Origin of the sequence: Acinetobacter sp. YH12201, assembly GCF_013418145.1 — a bacterium.
GTDB lineage: Bacteria > Pseudomonadota > Gammaproteobacteria > Pseudomonadales > Moraxellaceae > Acinetobacter.
On record NZ_VPCP01000004.1, the window covers coordinates 43871 to 64372 of the forward strand.

The window sequence follows — 20502 nt, forward strand, 5'->3', positions numbered from 1 at the left end:
GCGCCAATCTACTCTAGTTTGGTACGTTTTGCCAATATCTTTGTGAGTTTTTAATGCAGAAAATATGCCACTTGATATAAAAAACTAACTTTAATTTTCTATAAAGTAAAAGCCTGATGCTTAAAAAAACATCAGGCTAATTTTTAGCTATATTCGCTTAATTTTCAATGTTTACCAAGCTTTTTCTAAAATCGCTTTTAAATCATTCAAGGTGGCTTCTTTCGGATTGTAAATAATGGAACCATCATTTAATGCTTTGTCTGCGACTTCATCCAATTGTGCTTCTGAAATCTTGTCGGTTTCACGTAAAGTACGTGGCAATTTCGTCAGTGCATACAAGCGATCACGCATGGTCAGAATCGTAGCAATGGTTTTATCGGCACGTAAATGGGCAGGGGTTTGCGCATAAATGTCTGGACCTGCTAAAGGTAGCAATAATTCTGCAAGCTTGTCGCCATTCACCTCTTTATTGTACTCAAGCACATAAGGCAGGAACAGGTTCATGCACAGGCCATGTGGCAAATGTGCAACTGCACCTAAAGCATGTCCAAGGGAATGCACCAGGCCTACCATGGAGTTGGAGAACGCAATTCCGGCCATGGTGGACGCTTGTGCCAGTTCCAGACGGCCAAACTCATCAGCTGGATTATCTAACACATTGAACAGGCTGTTGCTCACTTTTTTGATGGCAGCTGTCGCATAAGCATCACTGATCGGATTGGCAGCCATGCAAGTATAGGCTTCAACTGCATGGGTTAGTGCATCCATGGCTGTCATGGCAGTTAAATGTGGTGGCAAAGTCTGGGTCATGCGCGGATCCAGAATTGCCGCATGCGGCATCAGATAATAGGATGCAAAGGGCATTTTGACATTTTTTTCAAGATCGGATACCACAGCCACCATGGTCACTTCTGAACCCGTACCCGATGTGGTAGGAATCACAAAAAATGGTTTTAACGGTTTTGGCAGGTTATGTGCACCTGAATATTTAAGCAGGTCATCGCCACCTTCGGTCACCAGAATATTGGTTGCCTTGGAAGTATCAATCACTGAACCGCCACCGACAGCAATAATCGCATCACAACCATTATCACGATAAGCTTTCGCTGCATTTCGGACGGTTTGTACGCTTGAATCAGGTGGAACATCATCAAAAATATAACCAATGACTGCATCGGTAGATTCAAAAGCTGCTTCAATTGGTGCAAGCAGATTGTTGCTGCGTACACCTTTGTCAGTAATGATCAGAGGACGTTTGGCACCTAAAGTAGCAAGTTCAAACGGAATATGTTCTAAGGCAGCATGACCTGCAATGACTTTGACCGGACAGAAAAATTCGTAATAAGGCTTAGCCATGTTATGCACTCCGTTTAAAATAGGATTGAGCTACTTTCAAATAAATATTTGCAGCTCCAGTCAGTTTTTCTTTTAGGCTTAATTCGGTCGGATATTGTTTTACAGCAAGCTCCGCAAGGAGTTTAGGTAAAATAAGCGCTTCCATTTTGTTTAAGCAGCGGACCAGACGAATGGCAAATGCAATATCTCCATCGGCTATCATACGGTCATGGGCAAAGGCCTGTGCGGTACTTTCCTGAAAGGAAAATACTAAAAAGGCATGGCTTAAGTGCTTAAAAGTAATGGTGAGGTCAGGTTTGCTGTCTACAGATTGCAGTAATTGTAATTGATGGTCTTGCGTGACTTTTGCAATAAAAGCCGGGCCATGGGGAAATACTTTCATTGATAGAACGAAACCCACCGGGAATTTTGCAACTTCCTGTTTGACTTCGGCGTCGACTTGACTCGCCATTACCAGACCTCTGCCAATCACATCCATCATGAGTTTGACATAGGTCAGTTGTAAAGCGGGCTTAACGGATTTGGTTGAAATCACTTGTGTATCCCTTATCTAAAGAATATTTTATTAGTTTAGAGTAAATACTCTAATTTATTTTTATGTCAAAAGCAAAATTATTGTTGCATGATTTGAACTTCACTAAAGTAACCGCTGTTGTTTACAGTTTCAATGATATCGAAGCATAAGTTCTCGAATTTTGGATAATCTTGAACTAAATCCTGAATGCGTACCATCTCCAGGCCAGCATAACCACAGGGGTTAATGGTGTGGAAACCAGACAGGTCACAATCAATATTTAGAGCCAGTCCGTGATAGCTGCGTCCTTTGCGGATTTTAAAACCCAGCGAACCAATCTTGCGCTCATTGACATAAACGCCCGGCGCATCCGGTTTGGCATAGGCTTCAATGCCATATTTGTTCAGCAGTCCAATCATTAAATTTTCAGCATAAGATACCAGCGTGCGTACATTCCAGCCCAAGCGGTTTAGGTCAAACATAAAGTAGGCTACCAGTTGGCCTGGGCCATGCCAGGTGACTTGTCCACCGCGATCCGTTTGTACCACCGGAATATTGCTGGGTATCAGAATATGTTCCGGTTTGCCAGCTTGACCTTGGGTCAGCACATCATGATGCTGCAAAATCCACAGTTCATCTGGCGTATTCTCATTGCGGTTTTCAGTCAGCTGTTTCATATCCTGAAAACGGTCGAGATAAGGTGTGAGCTGGTTAAATTGACGAATAATCAGTTTGGGTTTTAGAACAGCATCAGTCATGTGAAGTGCGTCCTTAAAAATTTTCAACAGGATGCAAGGATTATAATGAAATCATGCCAAGATAGGGGATGATCACTGCACGATTTAGAGTTTTTCGTAGTATTGATAATATTTTTATTGGCTTATAAATAAAAAAACACGCATGACGCGTGTTTTTTGCTCTTAAAGTGCAGTTTTAATCAATGGGCAGGCTGCCAAGTCAGCATATAAAGCATGTACCTGTTCCAGTTCGACAAAAACGATTTGGGCAGTTAAAGAGTGATATTTTCCAGTACGTGAAGGTTGTACCTTGATGCTGTTACCATCAAATTCCGGAAAATGTTTTACCAAAATATCTACAACAGCAATATGTAATTCTTCACAGGCTTCACCAATCAGTTTGATCGGATAATCCATAGGGAAAACCCATAGATGTTCCTGAAGTTCGCGAGATGGTGTACGGTCTAACATGGTCATAGTAGTCCCACTTATATATCAAACGCCTGCATAGAGGCAGGCGTTATGTGTTGCTGAATACTAGATGGGGGTGTTGGATAATTTTTCAATCCCCATCCGTATCACTATGTCTTAGTCATTTTCCAGGAATGAACGTAAGTGTTCAGAACGGGAAGGATGACGTAATTTGCGTAGTGCTTTGGCTTCAATCTGACGGATACGTTCACGGGTAACGTCAAACTGTTTACCGACTTCTTCCAGAGTGTGGTCAGTCGGCATGTCGATACCAAAACGCATTTTCAAGACTTTCGCTTCACGTTCAGTCAGGTTTTCCAGTACTTCACGGGTTGCTTCTTTCAGGCCTTCTGAAGTTGCCGCATCAATTGGAGAAGTGATGTTGCCATCTTCAATGAAGTCACCCAAATGTGAATCTTCATCATCACCAATTGGCGTTTCCATGGAAATCGGCTCTTTGGCAATTTTAAGTACTTTACGGACTTTAACTTCATCCATTTCCAGACGTTCGCCCAATTCTTCCGGGGTTGGTTCACGGCCCATTTCCTGAAGTAATTGACGAGATACACGGTTGATCTTGTTGATGGTTTCAATCATGTGTACCGGGATACGAATGGTACGTGCCTGATCGGCAATCGAACGGGTAATTGCCTGACGAATCCACCAGGTGGCATAAGTCGAGAATTTATAACCGCGACGGTATTCAAACTTGTCTACCGCTTTCATCAAGCCGATGTTCCCTTCTTGAATCAGGTCAAGGAATTGTAAACCACGGTTGGTATATTTTTTCGCAATTGAAATTACCAGACGCAAGTTGGCTTCGACCATTTCCTTTTTCGCACGACGGGCTTTTGCTTCACCTACTGCCATACGTTTAGAAATATCTTTGATTTCCTTAACATTCAAACCCAATTCTTTTTCGATGTCGGCAATTTTTTGCTGGAATGCCAGTACATCGGGACGTACTTTTTCTAAATAAGTTTTTTGTTCAGCTGGCGCTTTGGCAATTTGCTCATCTAACCAGGCTGGATTTGATTCCTGCCCCGGGAAAGACGTACGGAATTGAGTACGGTCCATACGGCCACGGCGGACTGCATAACGCATTACTTCACGTTCAGACGTGCGGATCTGTTCATGGGTGCCACGAATCATTTCAGAAATGATGTCAAATAGACGCGGAGTGAATTTGAACATCATAAACACGGTTGCCAGTGCTTGAAGCGCTTCATCTGCCTGTTTGCTGTTACGACCGTATTTTTCAATGGTCGCTTTGGTTACTTTCCAGGCTTCTTCCAGTTCAGCAAAACGCACACGTGCAATTTCTGGATCAGGACCGGATTCACCTTCAGAATCATCCTCAGTTTCAGCTTCTTCTTCTTCGTCATCGTCCAGTTTTACATCTTTGGTCGATTTAGATGTTGATTCTTCATCCTCATCGATATCCGCTTCATCTTCTAAAACTTCTGGGATTTCTTCATCAGATTCCGGGTCTAAATAGCCCGATAAAATATCAGCAAGACGACGTTCACCTTCAGTAACATCGTTATATTCTTTTAATACAACTTCAACGGCATTTGGCCAGTAGGCAATCGAGTGCAGAACGTCACGGATACCTTCTTCAATGCGTTTAGCAATGCTAATTTCGCCTTCACGTGTTAAGAGTTCAACCGTTCCCATTTCACGCATGTACATACGTACGGGATCTGTGGTGCGACCAGGTTCGTTTTCAACAGAAGCAAGTACGGCTGCCGCTTCTTCTTCGGCAACTTCATCGGTCGCTTCTGCACTAGTGCCATCGAACATGGTGTCATCAGATTCAGGCGCACGTTCATGAACAGGAATACCGACATCCTGAAGCATCTGAATGATGTCTTCAATCTGTTCGCTTTCCGTGATCGAGTCTGGGAGATGATCGTTAACCTCAGCGTAAGTTAAGTAACCTTGCTCTTTGCCTCGGCTAATCAGAGCCGCTACTTGCGAAGTAGGGGAAGTCATATCGCTCATCTTTGCTTACTCTTCGTTGAATCTGTGGCAGTGAAAAACCGTGCATGATAGCACAATTTGCTTAAAATTGTTTTGAATATTGATTGCTCAAGTTTCATTTAAAAATATAAATTTGATTTAACAGCTGTTTTCAATATTGGGCTGAAACTTTTTTTTTCAAGTCCATAGGGTGGATCACTCAAATTATGTTGAGTTTTTATTGGTCCATGCTGGAAATTCCAGGAACTAATAAATACACAATTTTTAGGGAGAAAAACAAGATTAAACCCGGTTTGCGGGAGAAAAAAATAAAAATACTTGACAAGAGTGCGTAAGCAGGATAAATAGCGCCTAGACCCATTCACTTTTTTCACCTTGAGGTAGTTTTAGTGTCTTCTACAGATTTTGAACTAGATGATAGCTACAGTGATGATGATGTTAGTTTTGATGAAGTATCAAGCAAAATTAGTGCTAAAGAGTCGTTAGAAAAACGTCGTCTGATTGATGACCTTCTTGCACAGCGTCGTTTAGAGCGTGAGCTGAAAGATTTTGATTATGATCTGGATGATGACGACGATTTTGATGATGAAGAAGACTAAAATAGGATTCTGCATAGCAGGCTAAAATGCTATGCTATGTCGCAGTTATTTTACAAACCTGGATTTTAAATGAGTGCTTTAGATTTAGACCTTTTGAGCGAATATCTAGATGGCGACCAGAATGAATATGGTCTAGATTTTCCGGCTACTCATGGCTTTTTATGTGCAATTGCGGTTGGTCCGAAATTCGATAAATGGCTGGACGAACTTTTTGATAACAATCATAAGAAAGTGCCTGCTGAAATCATTGCTCAAGTAAAAGCCTGGTTAGAATCAATTCGTCAAAGCCTGGCGAATGAAGAAGGAATCGAGTTTCCTTTTGAAATTGAAGAAGCAGAAGTGGATTCAAGTTTAGGTGACTGGAGTGTCGGCTTTGTCGATGCCATGTTCTTAAACGAAGATGCCTGGTTCACTCCTGAACATGAAGAACAATTAGTTGATTTAACTTTGCCAATGATGGTCTTTAGTGGTGTGGATGAAGAAGATCCGCAAATGGAATCTTTCCGTCGCAATGGCCAGTTGATGGATGAAATTGCTGAAGAAATTCCGGATAATTTAAATGAATTATATTTGATGTACCATACGCCAGCATGATGGTACGCCTTGCGCTGCTATAATCGCCGCGCATAGATCACACACCAGCGTGATGTGACATCTTGTGCTGTTCTAATCGCAGCTTATGTATATATTTAGCTCAGATTAATTTGTTAATAAAAAAGCACCATAAGGTGCTTTTTTATTTGTTCAATTGGCTATTTTCTGGATTTTAATTTCAAGAAGAGCGGACTCATCCACTGATAGGCAATAAAGAATAAAGCAAAATGTATTGCAACGATGAGCAACATAAATACGGCATAACCTGCTAGACCCATTTTTTCAGCAGATTGAATAATTTGTTCTGCATTCGGGTTCATCATGACCAAAAAGAATATAATAAAACACTCCAAAGTAATGGCAATTGCGGTATTTCCCCAGACCAAGATATTGCGTTCTTGAGCAGTCGGCAAGCGTTGTTCTTTTTGCAGGAATTTAACCACATGACGAATCATGGTAACCAAAAAAATAGCGACGAAGAGCATCAAGCCAGGATTAGTGACAAACAATAAAAACAAAACACTGAGAATTAAAACCACGCCATAATCGATAGCAAAACTTTTTAGATATTGTTGCATTTAAGCCCCTGATAAAATCACAATTAGTTCTTCATTTTGCGTAGCTGTCTACGGTATAGGAGGATAGCAACAATCACTAGGATAATGAGGATAATACTATGGCTGACTTGGCTAAATATTTGCTGCATGAGCGGTTGGTTTTCACCAAAGTAAAAACCCACACAAGCCAGAAATGTAGTCCAGATGATGGTGCCTAATCCGCTGTAAAACATAAATTTCCAGAATGGCATTCGGCTCATGCCAGCAGGAATGCTGATGAGCGAACGTACTGCAGGAATCATGCGACCAAAGAATACAATGCGATGTCCATAATGCTCAAACCAGTCCAGAGACTTTTTAACATCACTAGATTTTATAAACATATATCTGCCATAATGGTCAACGAAATGGAAAATACTGTCATGGTTAAACTTATAGCCAATCCAATACAGTAAGGCAGCTGCAAGCAATGAACCGAAACAGCCAGAAATAATTACCCCAAATAGTGTGAGTTGACCTTGTGACGCAGAGTAGCCAGCGGAAGGCATGATGATTTCAGAAGGAATAGGAGGAAATACATTGTCAAGGAACATCAGTAGGGCAATACCTAGATAGCCCAATTGTTCCATAATGGAAATAATCCATTCTGTCAGAGTCATAAAGTTATAAAAATATTCGTGATATTTACACCATCCTAAATATTATTTGTTGCGGGGTAAAGTATAGCCAAGCAATTATTCCTGGCTATGGATCAGGGTATAGATATAAACTTTTCTTAAGCTATAGGCGAGTGCAAATGGAATTACACCGAGCAAAGTATATTCCAGCAGATTAGGGGTGAGATGATAAGCAATAAACAGGGAAAAAATACTGCCAATAACAGCACCCATTATCACAATAAAAAGATGTGATTCTTGCTCTAAAGTTTGTTTAATTTGTTCTACTTTTTGCAGATTTCTTTCGCGCACAAGATAAAAGCGTCGAGTATCCTGGGCTGAACGGCTAATTGTTCTTGACATAATTTAACTCCTTTTTCACGTTACTTTTTAATGTTATATATTAAATATTTCACGTTAAAAATTAATGGGTTATAGATTTATTATAATTTTTATCCCAGATTACCATATTATTTGTGACTTGATATACATTAATGGTGAAAATTGGTGATATTTTTTTATTTATTGTTAATTTTAGGTAAATAAAAAGCCCTCGAGTGAGGGCTTTTTTGAGGGAGATTAATTACAGGCGTTTACGCTTGGCAGCTGCAATTTGTGACTGACGCATACGGAAACCGGCTTTTTGCTTCTCGCTGGTTTTGTCGATGCAGTATTTACATGATACGCCATGTTCATAGCTTGGAAGTTCTACTTCTCCAGGAAGCAAAGGCCAGCCACAAGCATGACACTTGGTGTTCTGGCCTTCTTCTACACCATGAGTAACAGCTGTACGGCCATCAAACACGAAACATTCACCTTCCCACATACTTTCATCAGCAGGAGTTTCTTCCAGGTATTTTAAAATACCGCCTTTCAAATGATAGACCTCATTAAAGCCTTCTTGCAGCAATAATGATGTTGATTTTTCACAGCGAATACCACCCGTACAGAACATGGCAATTTTCTTGTCTTTATGCTGTTCCAGCTGTTTTTTTACATATTCCGGGAATTCACGGAAGGTTTCAGTTTTAGGATCAATTGCGCCTTTAAATGTACCGGCTTTATATTCATAGTCGTTACGGGTATCAATCAAGATCACGTCATCACGTGCAATCAGTTCATTCCATTCTTTTGGATCAAGATAGTGACCGACTAAATCGCGCGGTTTGACTTCAACGCCTAAAGTCACAATTTCTTTTTTTAGTTTAATTTTCATTTTACGGAATGGCTTGTCAGAGCTGTGTGACTCTTTATATTCCATTGCGTTAAAACCTTCATCCAGAAGAAACTGGTGGATGGTATCAATTGCTGCACGGTCACCTGCTACAGTACCGTTAATGCCTTCTCCTGCAACAATAAGAGTTCCACAAAGATTGATGGTTTTTACCAAATCAAGAAGACGTTGCTGCAGATCGGCAGGATTTTGAACTTCTTTAAATTGATATAGTGCCGCAACAACCCAGTCAGTGGTCGCTTGCTGTTCTACAGGTGCAAGCTGTTCTACAGTAGCGTTCATGGAAAACTCCAAATGTATTAAGGTAAGACAAAATTTAAGCCGCATATTCTAACGTGAATTGGCGCAATTAGCGATAAAACCTAGTATGAAATATGGTTTTTCATTTGCTGTTGGGGGATGTATGATGCCTGTGCTGATGGTTTATCAAATCAGAAAAGCGGTCTGAATTTTCCAGATGTGAACATTGTTGAATTTCGGAGTTTATTTTGAATACTGATCGTCGAATTGCTTCTTTGACCCCATGTGCAGGGCGTTGCTCTACGGTGTTTGGTGATTCGGTCTGTCGGGGGTGCCGTCGTTTTAATCATGAAGTGATTAAATGGAATACCTATACAGCAGAGCAGCATACAGCCATTTGGCGTCGATTAGATTCGCAACTTGATCAGATTTTGATTCCAATGTTGCCTATGGCGGATATCACCCATGTTGAAGGTTTTGTTTTATCCAAGCGTGTGCGGTTGCGTCCGGATGCGAGCAAAGGGCGCAAGCTATACCATGCATTAAAATTATGTGAGAAAAATCGTCATTTTACTGATGATAGTGGGTTAGGTATTCACTATAAAGATGTTCGTCCTTTGTGGGATGAATTTGAGCGACGAGTATTGGCACTTGCCACAGCCAGTTATGATTTGGCCTTTTTACGCGCTGATGGCATCAGTATGCATTTGTTGCAAAGTCTGGAAGAAGAGGATTAAATCCTCTTTTTTAACTTAAAATTTATAAAAAAATTTCTTATTCTCGTGTGCACTGAAATCATTTTGCATTAAAAAATCATCAGGCTTAATCAGGAAGCCTGATGATTTTAATTTTTTTGTGGCAAGTTTTGTTGTCTCGTTTAAAGATTATGCTGCAAACGGTACTGTACAATTTCTTCAATGGTAATCACGGTTAAATGATGAGTCTGTGCATAAGACAGAACCTGAATACCAGATGCCATCGTACCGTCAGGATTGGTCAGTTCACATAATACACCAGCGGGTTTCAAGCCAGCCAAACGTGCCAGATCAATGGTGCCTTCAGTATGGCCACGACGCGTCAGTACCCCACCTTCGCGCGCGCGTAAAGGGAAGACATGACCTGGTCGGTTGAGATCACTTGCCACAGCACCATCTTTAATTGCCGCTTTTACTGTGGTGGTACGGTCTTTTGCCGAAACGCCTGTAGTGACACCTTCTGCTGCTTCAATGGTCACGGTAAAAGCTGTTTTAAAATGGCTGGAGTTATCTGTCACCATTGGGGGAAGTTCCAGATGGTTAGCGAGTTCATCAGTCAAACAAAGACAGACAATGCCTGAGCCATCGCGAATCATACGGGCCATAGTGTCTACAGTTAAGGTTTCTGCAGCCACGATCAGGTCGGCTTCATTTTCACGGTCAAAGTCATCCATGACTAAAACGGGTTTGCCTTGGCGGATATCTTCTAAAGCTTTCTGGATGCGTTGTTTAGCAGGAGGAAGGGCAGAAAAGAAAATTTCGGGTTGAATCAAACTAGACATTGAAACGCTCTCGTAAAATAAACATACGGTTGAACATTTCAGGACTGATGCAGAAATGGGGTCGCAGCGATATATCACATATCAATATCGGTTACGTCGTCTTCTTTCATCCGGACTATACCGTCGGCTTTGGTTTTTCACCAAATCTGCGAGTAAACTTTAACCAGTTTACAGGCTCGTGGGCTGATTAAATCCTACAAGAATGTAGTTTTAATTTACCACCGGTGGGGAATTGCACCCCGCCCTGAAGCGATGTGTCATAAGTATAGTCCTGTTTTTAACAGTGGGTACAAATTTCTATAGATGAATCAGTCATATCCATAGTCAAACCAAGAATAACTTTAGAATAAGCTTATAATTATGAATATGTAGGGTATAAAAAAGCCCGCAGAAGCGAGCTTTTTGAATGTTTTGATCTGAACTGATCAGTTTAGGCAACCTGTACAGGAATACAGTTGGCGGTATGGTTCACTGTATTGTCCGGATTGGCATATACCAGACGAGGTTTATGGGCATTCGCTTCAGCTTCGGTGAAATCGCCAAATGTGGCGATAATCATTAAATCGCCCACATCAGCCTGCAGGGCAGCACCACCATTGACTGAAATAATGCCAGAATTTTCTTCACCACGGATGGCATAAGTGGTAAAACGCTTACCATTAGTCACGTTCCACATATGAATTTCTTCATATTCACGGATACCGGCTAAATCCATTAACACGCCGTCAATTGCACAAGAACCTTCATAATGTAATTCTGCTTGTGTCACGACACAACGGTGGATTTTAGCTTTTAATAAACGAGAAAGCATGGCTAGCGTCTCCTTAGTCGACCTAAGATTTTATCTTAGTTAAATCAAATCACTTCTTACTGGATCAGTAATCCGCAGAAAGCGCATTTTGCTCCGAAAAAAGCAACATGGCAAGAAGGAAAATTCAATTATTTGTAGAATGATCAGTTCGGTTTATACGCGTTAATTTGATTCATGGCTGTCTGAATGTCACCGTTTACCAGCAATTTAATGCGAGATAAAGCATGTGCAATGGCATCATCCATTAAACCTTGTTCGCTGCTTGGAGCTTTGCTCAGGACATGACCCGATACGCGTTCTTTGGAACCTGGGTGACCGATACCGATACGTAAGCGATGGAAATTGGGACCTGTATGCGGAACGATATCACGTAAACCGTTATGCCCACCATGACCACCACCTGTTTTCAGGCGAATGACACCGGGATTCATATCCAGTTCGTCATGTGCGATGAGCATGGCTTCAGGAGCAACTTGATAGAATTTGGCGAAGGGTACAACGCTTTTGCCAGAGGCATTCATAAAGGTTGTGGGTAACAGCAGACGAACGTCTTGACCTTCGATGTTACCTCGACCACTGATTCCGTGGAATTTAGGATCGGCTTTGAGAGAGATGCCATATTGTTCTGCAAGGCGTTCAACGAACCAGAAGCCTGCATTATGGCGGGTTTGGGCATATTCCTTACCAGGATTGCCCAAACCAACAATTAGCGAAAGTTTTGACACTAATTTACACCGTTAACACTTATGCGCGTTTAAAGTCAGCGTGCATTGGAGTGTTTTTAGCTGGGTGACGTTGTAAAGCTTGGATTTTAACGCTTTCAACTTTGTCACCAACTTTGATTTCAACAACTTCTTCAAAGAAAGCGTTGTCTTCAAGTGCTTTAACAAGTTCACGAAGTTCTAAAGTAACCGCTACAGGTTCAGCAGCACCACCGTAGATGATTGCTGGTACTTTGCTTTGAAGACGAAGGCGGCGGCTCGAACCTTTCCCTTGTACTGCTTCTTCACGTGCTGCTGCGTTTAATACGAAGTTTGCCATGATAGACATTCCTAATTTAAGTTTAATTAAGCTGAGTTTTCGACCAGCTCAGCGATAGAAAACCCTGCTAAAGGCAGGGTTTTGAAAATTTAGCGCTATATTATAGATAAGAATCAAACATTGCGCTAATAGATTCTTCGTTGTTAATACGACGAATTGTTTCAGCAACCATGCTGGCGACTGAAACTTGGCGAATCTTACCAAGTTCTTGAGCTTCTTGAGAAAGAGGAATGGTATCCGTAACAACGAGCTCGTCGATTACAGAGTTTTTCAAGTTCTCAATTGCTTTACCAGAAAGTACTGGGTGAGTTGCATAGGCAACTACACGGCGCGCACCAAACTGTTTCAGTGCATCAGCAGCTTTACATAAAGTACCTGCTGTATCCACCATGTCATCCACGATGACGCAGTCACGATCTTTTACATCACCAATCAAATGCATCACTTGTGATTCATTGGCTTTTTGACGACGTTTATCGATGATTGCAAGATCGATATCACCCATTTGTTTCGCTACAGCACGTGCACGAACTACACCACCAACGTCTGGAGAAACAACCATTAGGTTATGGTGTTGCTGTTGACGAAGATCAGCAAGTAATGCAGGAGTACCGTAGATGTTGTCTACAGGGATATCGAAGAAACCTTGAATCTGGTCAGCATGAAGGTCGATCATTACTACGCGGTCAATACCAACAGTTGTCAGCATGTCTGCGACAACTTTTGCGGTGATTGGCACACGGCTTGAACGAGGACGACGGTCTTGACGAGCATATCCGAAGTAAGGGATGACAGCAGTAATACGACCTGCACTTGCACGACGCAAAGCATCAGCCATAACAAGGACTTCCATCAGGTTGTCATTCGTTGGGGCGCAAGTAGGCTGTACTAGGAATACGTCTTTACCACGAACATTTTCAGTAATTTCGACAGCGATTTCACCGTCAGAAAATTGACCTACAGATGCTGCACCTAAAGGGATGTGCAGATGGCTTACGACTTTTTGGGCGAATTGTGGATGTGCAGTTCCACTAAAAACGACAAGATTGGGCATGAAGCACCCTTGGCGGTTGGAATGTTTGAAAATAGATGGCAGGGGCGGCTGGATTCGAACCAACGGATGCCGAGATCAAAACCCGGTGCCTTACCACTTGGCGACGCCCCTAATGCGGCAGAACTTTAATATTTTTGCGGTTCTGTGTCAAGGTGAATTAACAAATGAACATGCAAATTCTGTTCTGTCTTTTTTGAGAAAATGGCAGGGGCGGCTGGATTCGAACCAACGGATGCCGAGATCAAAACCCGGTGCCTTACCACTTGGCGACGCCCCTAAATTTGATTGCTGTATTGTGATTTAAACCATAAGTTTAAATGGCAGGGGCGGCTGGATTCGAACCAACGGATGCCGAGATCAAAACCCGGTGCCTTACCACTTGGCGACGCCCCTAATACAGTAATCTACAGATGAATATGATGGCAGGGGCGGCTGGATTCGAACCAACGGATGCCGAGATCAAAACCCGGTGCCTTACCACTTGGCGACGCCCCTATCATATAACCTTGAAATGACGTAATGGTGATTCATTTAAACTATTGACCAAGTAAGCTTTACAAGGCAAATGAGCTAAAATCTCATCAATATTCATGTCAGCGGTTACTTCAGTAAAAACACAAGCACCTGTACCTGTAAGTTTTGCAACACCGAACTGGTCTAAATACTGCATCGCTTCATTTACCTCAGGATATAGGCTTTTTGCCAAAGGCTCAAAGTTATTTCCAAAGTTAAATGGCTTTAACTGATAGGCGCAAAATTTAGTAGGCTTCGTGTCTCTTGTCAACGTTTTTTGTGAAAAAAGCAATTGAGTGCTGATAAAACAATCAGGTTTTAACACAATGTATTGTTTTTGATCTAAGTCTATGAATGTTAAGTGTTCACCAATACCTTCCGCCCAGGCATTCCGACCATGGACAAAAACTGGAACATCGGCACCTAATTTGAGTCCCAGTTCGGCTAACTGCTCAATACTTAAGCCACATTGCCATAACTGATTGACCACAATGAGGGTGGTGGCCGCATTGGATGACCCCCCGCCAAGTCCAGCACCCATAGGAATATTTTTTTCAATGCGGATATTTAAGCCTGAATATGCTGTTGCATACGGCTTTAAAATCTGTGTTGCCTTGAAAATCAGGTTCTGTTCCAAATCAACGCTGTTTAGTCCATCAATACTAATTTCAGGACTTGCTGTTTGGCTAAATTCCAGCCAGTCATACAGGTCAATGAGCTGAAAAATGCTTTGCAATTCATGGTAGCCGTCGTCACGACGGCCGGTGATATGCAAAAAAAGATTAAGCTTGGCAGGAGAGGGAACACGAATCATAGAATTTTAAACTTTTGAATAGGCTTAACGGTTTTGAATGAGCATTGTAATACGGTTTTCCTGACCGGATTCAAGCAGATGTTTTAAAACTAGCTTGTTCGGTAACTGGGCTTGCTCGTTATAACTGAGATCTACTATCCAGCCATCTTCCAAGAACTGGATGGGGCGGTTTTGCTCATCTTTACTGATTTTTGCCAGCATAGTTGCCGGTTTGGCCTGAACCCAATCGACTAAATGAGTAATCGGGGCTTGCCAGCCTGTGGCACGCTCCAGTAACTCTTCCGGAGTATCCGCTGTAATCAACCCGGTTTTTGCACTATTGAGGGTGACATTACCCGGTTGACCGGAAATCTGGGTTTTACCCACGCCCAAAATTCCGCTTAATTCGATGTCGAATGCATCCTGCTGTTGTACCCAGGTAAAAAAGGCACTGCCAGATTGTCCCGGAGTTCTTACCCCAATTTTACCTTGCAGATTAAAATTCTTCGCAGCTTCTGGAATTTGAGCCACATTCGGTGCTTGAGGCTGGGTGTATTGTTGGCAACCGCTCAGGATTAGCGTGCTTGCTGCAATCAGGCTTAAACTGAATTTTGAAAAAATGTGCATACAGATAGTTAACTCTTTTTCATTTGTTGCGGTAACAGTAACGATTTCAATTGCTCTAATTGCGGATCATTCGGATGATTTTTTTGTAATTGTTGTAACACTTTACTAAATTTTGTCAGCTCACCTTGCATGTATAAAGATTTTGCATAACGTACACCAATTTTCACATTTTGACTTAATTGGTAGGCTTGCTCTAATACTTGAGCTGAAGTTTTAAAGTCATTTTGTAAATAAGTGATATAGCCTAAAGTATCTAAAATAGAGGCCTGTTCCGGAGCAAATTCCAGAGCATGTTCAACATACTTGCGGGCTTCATCTAAACGCCGGTTTTGCAGGGCAAGCGTATAGGCATAGGCATTGAGGTAAGTCGGGCTATTGGGTTCTATTTCCAGTAATTTTTTCAATAATTTATCCAGTTTATCTTTGTCTTGAAAAGCATCAAGTAATAACACTTCGGAGTAAATTAGTTCCGGGTCATCCGGGACGTTTTTAATGGCTTCATCCAGCAGGCGCATGGCTGCTTTTTTATTGTCCATGCGTTTTAAAATATCAGCCTGAGCCTGGTACAGGAAACTGGCATATTGCGGATAATTGACCCGTTCCTGAGTCAGGAAGCGCAGGGCATCAGTGGGCTGGTTCTGGGCAGTAAAAATATTAACCATGTTGCGGCGCGAAACTGTGTACAGGCTGCCATCCACCAGACGGTAATAGGCTTTTGCGGTTTCAAAATGCTGCTTTCGTTCGGCATTGACTGCCAGATAATAATAGGCCTCATTTTGATATTGCGTGGAATATCGCAGCTCAACTAAATATTTTTCAGCTTTTTCATATTGTTCTAAGTCAATACTGGTTAAACCGGCAATAAACAGCGCTTCTTCTTCATGCGGCCATTTTTTTAACAGGGCTTCAAGTTTATTGAGAGCTTCTTCTGACTTATTTAATTTAATCAGATATTTAATTTCCGCTAAGCGAACTTCGATATTGTTTTTATGTTTGCGGCTGGCTTTGTCGTACCATTTTAGGGTTGCTTCATCATCGCCCAAGGCACTGAGCAAATTGGCCTTCATTAAAATAAAGCCGGTCACATTGGCACGCTTTTTTAAGGCACGACTAATGGTGGTCAGGGCATGCTCCAGTTGCCCGTTTTGTGCTTCCAAGCCTGCAATCAGTACCAGTACGGAAGGATTATCCCGTTCTTTACTTTTACGCAAGGCATCAATCAGAAAATCCCGATCTTCAGGGTCTTCAGGGGCAATTCCGGCCAGAATTTTTTCCAGGTCTGCATTGGGGTCAATATTTAAAATTTTGTCCAGCGTTTCTGCGGCGAGTTCATATTCATGGGCTTTTAAGGCAATATGTGAAAGATAAAATAAAGCCGGCACATCGGTCGGTTCTTGCACCACCCAATGGGTTGCAATATCCAGGGCTGCTTTTAGATCATTCTGTTCAATCGCAACATTTAAGGCGCGCTGTTTAACCGTGGTGGAATTGCTTTTAATTGCAAGCACGGTGTAGTTGTGTAATGCTGTGGGAATGTCCTGATAGGTCAGTGCAAATTCAGCAATCATGCTTTGTTTTATGGCATTATAATTTGAATTGGCATGATAAATTTCTCCAGATGCTCTAATATGAGCACTGTAAGCCATGCTACCCACAAGTAAGAATGTGGTAGAATATTGCTTAATTGTCGCGCCGTTTATCCGGCTATTTGTTTGACGCAATTTTTCTTGATCCAAGTAATGCTTTTTATGACACCAATACTGCACAATAGCATAAATTTAGCGAAATGATGATCTGATATGTCTTTCTTTGCATTGGGTGTCAACCATCAAACCGCCTCTGTAGAGCTGCGTGAGCAGATTGCATTTAATCCTGAAAAATTAATGCACCTGCTTGCCCTGCAAAGCCAAAACCATGACTTGAATGATATGGTGGTGGTCTCTACATGTAACCGCACCGAAGTTTATGCCATGTCTGAAAATGCGGACATGGTAATGAATTGGCTCGCCGAAGCAAATGACTTAGATGTTAAACAATTGTTTAATCATGTATATCGTTACGAAAATGCGCAGGCAGTGACCCATTTAATGCGGGTAGCCAGTGGTCTGGATTCGCTGATGCTAGGTGAACCGCAAATTTTGGGGCAGGTGAAATCTGCATTGTCTCTGGCTAAAGATGCACATACCGTTTCTCCGGATTTAAACCGAATTTTTGAATACGCCTTTTATGCAGCCAAACGTGTGCGCTCGGAAACAGCAGTGGGGAGTCATGCTGTTTCGATGGGCTATGCCGTTGCCCAACTTGCACTTCAGGTGTTTAGTAAACCTGAAAAACTGACTGTGATGGTGGTGGCTGCAGGGGAAATGAACAGCCTGGTGGCGAAGCATTTAGCGGAAATGGGAGTGGGGAAAGTCCTGATTTGCAACCGAACCCACGCGCGTGCAGAAAATCTGGCACAGGAAATTGCCCATCGCGTTGATGTGGAAATTATTGAATTCTCTGAGTTGGCTGCAAATTTACACCGCGCAGACGTCATTTCAAGCTGTACCGGAAGTCTGCATCAGGTCATTTCATATCAAGATGTTAAAACAGCGTTGAAAAAACGTCGTTATCAACAAATGCTGTTGGTCGATTTGGCCGTTCCGCGTGATATTGATCCCAAAGTAGAATCTCTGGATGGCGTTTATTTGTATGGAGTGGACGACCTGCAAAGTGTGATTGACGATAATCTTGCCCAACGTCGCCAGGCTGCGGTTGAAGCCGAGGTAATGGTCAATCAGTTAGTTACAGAAATGCTGACCCAGGAAAAAATCAAAAAAGCTGGCAGTACCATTCAAGCTTATCGTGAACAGGGTGAAGTACTCAGGCAAGAAGAACTGGCTTTGGCAATCTCACGTCTGGCTAGTGGTGACAATCCTGAGCAGATTTTGCAGGAATTATCGTATCGCCTGACACAAAAACTACTGCATCCAACTTCAATCTTGTTGCGACAGGCAGCCAAGGCTGAAGATCCGGCTTGTTTTGAATCGATGCGTGATCAATTAGAAGATGTATTTGCTAAACGGCGTAATACCAAGCATGAATCATAAATACTAAATTATAGCCGCTCGCTTAGTCTTCCAGCAGGGTAAGCGAGCGCTTTTTATCAATCTCGTAAATTTTCTGTTTCAGGTTGCGCATTTCGGCAATGCTGGTGAACTTTTTAGATTTGAGTTTTTGTTGCAAACATTGATATTGCAGTTTGATGGAAAAATCTTCTGCCAGTTTATCTGCCTGCTCCGGTGATGAGGTGTAATCACTGACATTGGCATGTAGCAAAATATTTTGCAGATCATGGTGATAAGGCGCACATGCACCTAAGACATAATACTGCGACAGCTCGGTATCATCAGGCAAATCATCAAAAATAATATTGAAGATATTTAGAATTTTAAACAGCAATTGATCCTGAGAAATCAAGGCGCGTAGCGGTTCAAAATGAATATACAGATAGGGGTGATTCATTAAAATCGCAATGACATATTCTTCAGCATCAATCTTGGTGCTAAAGCTTAAGGATGCGTCATTGTTGACTTGCGGTTGCCATTTGCGGCTAAAGCCCAGTTTTTCTCTAAAGAACTGCTGCAATAAATAACGGTACGACCCCTGTTTTGGCAATAGTTCGGTCAGTTGGCGTAATTCACCCATGACCTGGCTTTTGCCTTCCGGCTTGGTCACATCATGATTCTGGGTGAGATGTGCAAAAACAAAATCGGAGAGTAACGGCGCTTGCTGTAACAGGCGGTGAAAGTTTTCAATACCTTCACGGCGAATCAGTGAATCCGGGTCGTGATCATTGGGTAACACAAAAAACTTGAGTTCACGGCCATCATTGAGTAGCGGCAGCGCAATTTCCAGAGTACGGCGGGCGGCTTTTTGTCCGGCAGCATCACCATCAAAAGCAATGGTAATACGGTTGTTTTGTTTGAATAAAATATTCAGGTGTTCAGTATTACTGGCTGTTCCCAAGGTCGCCACAGCACCAGAAATGCCATATTGCTGCAAAGCAATCACATCCATATAACCTTCAACCATCAGCCAGTCCTGGGCTTTCTGTTTTCGGCCTTCATATAAACCATACAGCAACTGGTTTTTATGGAACACTTCCGAGTCCGGCGAGTTGATGTATTTGGGTTTGATTTCGTCATTCAAGGCACGACCACCAAAACCGACCACGCGACCTTTAGCATCCCGGATCGGGAAAATCACCCGGTCACGCAGCAGGTCAAAATCGCGTCCATTGTCACTGGTACGGATCAGCCCCAGTAGTTTTAAGCCTTCAATATCCTGTGGAAAAGCTTTTTCCAGATGTTGCCAGTCTTCTGGCGCATAGCCTAAACGCCAATAGTCAATGGTTTCTGCACTTAAGCCACGTTGCTTGAAATATTGCTGGGCACTGGTACTTTGCGGTAACTGGCGCTGGTAATACTGGGCAATATTTTCCAGTAGATCAAACAGGTTGCCGTCTTGTACTATTTCTTCCATTGGCATCTGTTCAAAAGATGCAAATGGATCATCATAGTATTCGGTTTCTTGCACCTGAAATTCTGCAAAAGGATCAAAATGTGCTACAGGCGCTGCGTTCGGTGTTTGATCGGTGGTGTTTTTCGGTTGTTCTTGCAGCTGTGTTACTGCAGCAGGTTTTATGGATTCACGTTTATATTTGATTTTATTGCTGTCGTTATTGTCTTTTGGTAGTTCAATACCGGTACGGCTCGATAGGTCCTTCATCACATCAATAAAGTTACGACCGTCAATATCCATTAAAAAGCGGATGGCATTGCCGTTGGCCTGACAGCCAAAACAATGGAAATATTGCTTGTCACGATAGACATGGAAAGATGGCGATTTTTCCTGATGAAAAGGGCAGCAACCTGAATAGGTGCGACCGGTTTTCTTGAGTTTCACGCGCTGACCAATCAGATCGACAATATCGGTGCGATCCAGGATTTGATCAATCGTGTGTTGAGGAATAGCCATAGGTATGCAATCGGGTGGTAATTTATCTAAATGGCTGACAAATAAGCTGTCAGAATTTCCGCATATTAAAATTGCGGCATCGGTTAAAAGTTAATTTGTATACCTTTTGCGCAAAATGATCAATATGATGCATTGAAATGACAAAAGGGCAAGTATGATAACTTGC

At 42.2% G+C, this 20502-nt stretch carries 22 protein-coding genes, 4 tRNA genes and 1 riboswitch; of the genes, 4 read left to right on the forward strand and 22 right to left on the reverse strand.

All coding sequences use genetic code 11. The features are described from left to right. Positions 1-171: 171 nt before the first annotated feature. From FTU91_RS01860 to rpoD, 5 genes are all read right to left on the reverse strand, one after another. Complete coding sequence (locus FTU91_RS01860) at positions 172-1356, reverse strand: iron-containing alcohol dehydrogenase (RefSeq protein ID WP_180042407.1); 1185 nt, start codon at positions 1354-1356, stop codon at positions 172-174. Between the two features lies 1 nt (position 1357). Continuing rightward, a complete protein-coding gene (locus tag FTU91_RS01865) occupies positions 1358-1891 on the reverse strand; it encodes a hypothetical protein (protein WP_166170413.1) in 534 nt (177 codons plus the stop codon). 77 nt (positions 1892-1968) lie between these two features. Continuing rightward, the gene (lipB, locus tag FTU91_RS01870; RefSeq protein ID WP_180080661.1) at positions 1969-2628 is read right to left on the reverse strand and encodes a lipoyl(octanoyl) transferase LipB; all 660 of its coding nucleotides are present in this window, start codon (positions 2626-2628) and stop codon (positions 1969-1971) included. 162 nt (positions 2629-2790) lie between these two features. After that, positions 2791-3078 (reverse strand): YbeD family protein, encoded by a 288-nt coding sequence (locus FTU91_RS01875; RefSeq protein WP_086196931.1) that lies wholly within the window; start codon positions 3076-3078, stop codon positions 2791-2793. Positions 3079-3195: 117 nt separating this feature from the next. Further along, on the reverse strand, positions 3196-5082 hold the full coding sequence (rpoD, locus tag FTU91_RS01880) for an RNA polymerase sigma factor RpoD (protein ID WP_180042403.1): 1887 nt from the start codon (positions 5080-5082) through the stop codon (positions 3196-3198). A 368-nt stretch (positions 5083-5450) separates the two neighbouring features. Here rpoD and FTU91_RS01885 point away from each other — a divergent pair, with 368 nt between their 5' ends. Both FTU91_RS01885 and FTU91_RS01890 read left to right on the forward strand, forming a co-directional pair. After that, on the forward strand, positions 5451-5660 hold the full coding sequence (locus tag FTU91_RS01885; RefSeq protein WP_086176283.1) for a PA3496 family putative envelope integrity protein: 210 nt from the start codon (positions 5451-5453) through the stop codon (positions 5658-5660). Between the two features lie 69 nt (positions 5661-5729). Then, positions 5730-6254: a YecA family protein gene (locus FTU91_RS01890; protein WP_166170407.1), complete on the forward strand. Its 525-nt coding sequence runs from the start codon at positions 5730-5732 to the stop codon at positions 6252-6254. A gap of 158 nt (positions 6255-6412) precedes the next feature. Here FTU91_RS01890 and FTU91_RS01895 read toward each other — a convergent pair whose 3' ends face one another. The 4 genes from FTU91_RS01895 to FTU91_RS01910 all read right to left on the reverse strand — a co-directional run bounded on the left by FTU91_RS01895 (position 6413) and on the right by FTU91_RS01910 (position 8983). Next, on the reverse strand, positions 6413-6832 hold the full coding sequence (locus FTU91_RS01895) for an ABZJ_00895 family protein (RefSeq protein ID WP_180080663.1): 420 nt from the start codon (positions 6830-6832) through the stop codon (positions 6413-6415). A gap of 23 nt (positions 6833-6855) precedes the next feature. Next, positions 6856-7470, reverse strand: a complete 615-nt coding sequence (locus FTU91_RS01900) for a DedA family protein (protein WP_180080665.1) — start codon at positions 7468-7470, stop codon at positions 6856-6858. A 75-nt stretch (positions 7471-7545) separates the two neighbouring features. Further along, a complete protein-coding gene (locus FTU91_RS01905; protein WP_086196847.1) occupies positions 7546-7830 on the reverse strand; it encodes an FUSC family protein in 285 nt (94 codons plus the stop codon). A gap of 220 nt (positions 7831-8050) precedes the next feature. After that, positions 8051-8983 (reverse strand): rhodanese-related sulfurtransferase, encoded by a 933-nt coding sequence (locus tag FTU91_RS01910; protein ID WP_180042395.1) that lies wholly within the window; start codon positions 8981-8983, stop codon positions 8051-8053. 206 nt (positions 8984-9189) lie between these two features. Here FTU91_RS01910 and FTU91_RS01915 point away from each other — a divergent pair, with 206 nt between their 5' ends. Further along, positions 9190-9678: a DUF1289 domain-containing protein gene (locus FTU91_RS01915; protein ID WP_180042393.1), complete on the forward strand. Its 489-nt coding sequence runs from the start codon at positions 9190-9192 to the stop codon at positions 9676-9678. Positions 9679-9818: 140 nt separating this feature from the next. Here the strand turns inward: FTU91_RS01915 and ribB are convergent, their stop codons facing one another. The 12 genes from ribB to FTU91_RS01975 all read right to left on the reverse strand — a co-directional run bounded on the left by ribB (position 9819) and on the right by FTU91_RS01975 (position 17038). Next, positions 9819-10478 (reverse strand): 3,4-dihydroxy-2-butanone-4-phosphate synthase, encoded by a 660-nt coding sequence (ribB, locus tag FTU91_RS01920; RefSeq protein ID WP_086196844.1) that lies wholly within the window; start codon positions 10476-10478, stop codon positions 9819-9821. Positions 10479-10572: 94 nt separating this feature from the next. Further along, a riboswitch (FMN riboswitch) is annotated at positions 10573-10733 on the reverse strand. Between the two features lie 175 nt (positions 10734-10908). Further along, complete coding sequence (panD, locus tag FTU91_RS01925; RefSeq protein ID WP_086196843.1) at positions 10909-11289, reverse strand: aspartate 1-decarboxylase; 381 nt, start codon at positions 11287-11289, stop codon at positions 10909-10911. A 143-nt stretch (positions 11290-11432) separates the two neighbouring features. Further along, on the reverse strand, positions 11433-12014 hold the full coding sequence (gene pth, locus FTU91_RS01930; protein ID WP_180042391.1) for an aminoacyl-tRNA hydrolase: 582 nt from the start codon (positions 12012-12014) through the stop codon (positions 11433-11435). A 19-nt stretch (positions 12015-12033) separates the two neighbouring features. Further along, the gene (rplY, locus tag FTU91_RS01935; RefSeq protein ID WP_086196841.1) at positions 12034-12330 is read right to left on the reverse strand and encodes a 50S ribosomal protein L25; all 297 of its coding nucleotides are present in this window, start codon (positions 12328-12330) and stop codon (positions 12034-12036) included. A gap of 100 nt (positions 12331-12430) precedes the next feature. Beyond that, the gene (locus FTU91_RS01940; protein ID WP_086196840.1) at positions 12431-13384 is read right to left on the reverse strand and encodes a ribose-phosphate pyrophosphokinase; all 954 of its coding nucleotides are present in this window, start codon (positions 13382-13384) and stop codon (positions 12431-12433) included. A 36-nt stretch (positions 13385-13420) separates the two neighbouring features. Beyond that, positions 13421-13495: transfer RNA gene (locus FTU91_RS01945), tRNA-Gln, on the reverse strand. Positions 13496-13586: 91 nt separating this feature from the next. Then, a tRNA-Gln gene (locus FTU91_RS01950) sits at positions 13587-13661 on the reverse strand. 41 nt (positions 13662-13702) lie between these two features. Next, positions 13703-13777 (reverse strand) — tRNA-Gln (locus tag FTU91_RS01955). Positions 13778-13804: 27 nt separating this feature from the next. Further along, a tRNA-Gln gene (locus FTU91_RS01960) sits at positions 13805-13879 on the reverse strand. Position 13880: 1 nt separating this feature from the next. Next, positions 13881-14711, reverse strand: a complete 831-nt coding sequence (ispE, locus tag FTU91_RS01965) for a 4-(cytidine 5'-diphospho)-2-C-methyl-D-erythritol kinase (RefSeq protein WP_180042389.1) — start codon at positions 14709-14711, stop codon at positions 13881-13883. A gap of 24 nt (positions 14712-14735) precedes the next feature. Further along, positions 14736-15317: a lipoprotein insertase outer membrane protein LolB gene (gene lolB / locus FTU91_RS01970; protein WP_180042387.1), complete on the reverse strand. Its 582-nt coding sequence runs from the start codon at positions 15315-15317 to the stop codon at positions 14736-14738. An 8-nt stretch (positions 15318-15325) separates the two neighbouring features. Beyond that, positions 15326-17038 carry a tetratricopeptide repeat protein gene (locus FTU91_RS01975; protein ID WP_180042384.1) on the reverse strand — a complete coding sequence of 571 codons (1713 nt, stop codon included), beginning with the start codon at positions 17036-17038 and terminating at the stop codon, positions 15326-15328. Positions 17039-17116: 78 nt separating this feature from the next. Here FTU91_RS01975 and hemA point away from each other — a divergent pair, with 78 nt between their 5' ends. After that, positions 17117-18406: a glutamyl-tRNA reductase gene (hemA, locus tag FTU91_RS01980; protein WP_180042382.1), complete on the forward strand. Its 1290-nt coding sequence runs from the start codon at positions 17117-17119 to the stop codon at positions 18404-18406. Positions 18407-18428: 22 nt separating this feature from the next. Here hemA and FTU91_RS01985 read toward each other — a convergent pair whose 3' ends face one another. Next, positions 18429-20336, reverse strand: coding sequence for a DNA primase (locus FTU91_RS01985; RefSeq protein ID WP_180080667.1), 1908 nt, complete (start codon positions 20334-20336; stop codon positions 18429-18431). Between the last annotated feature and the right edge of the window lie 166 nt (positions 20337-20502).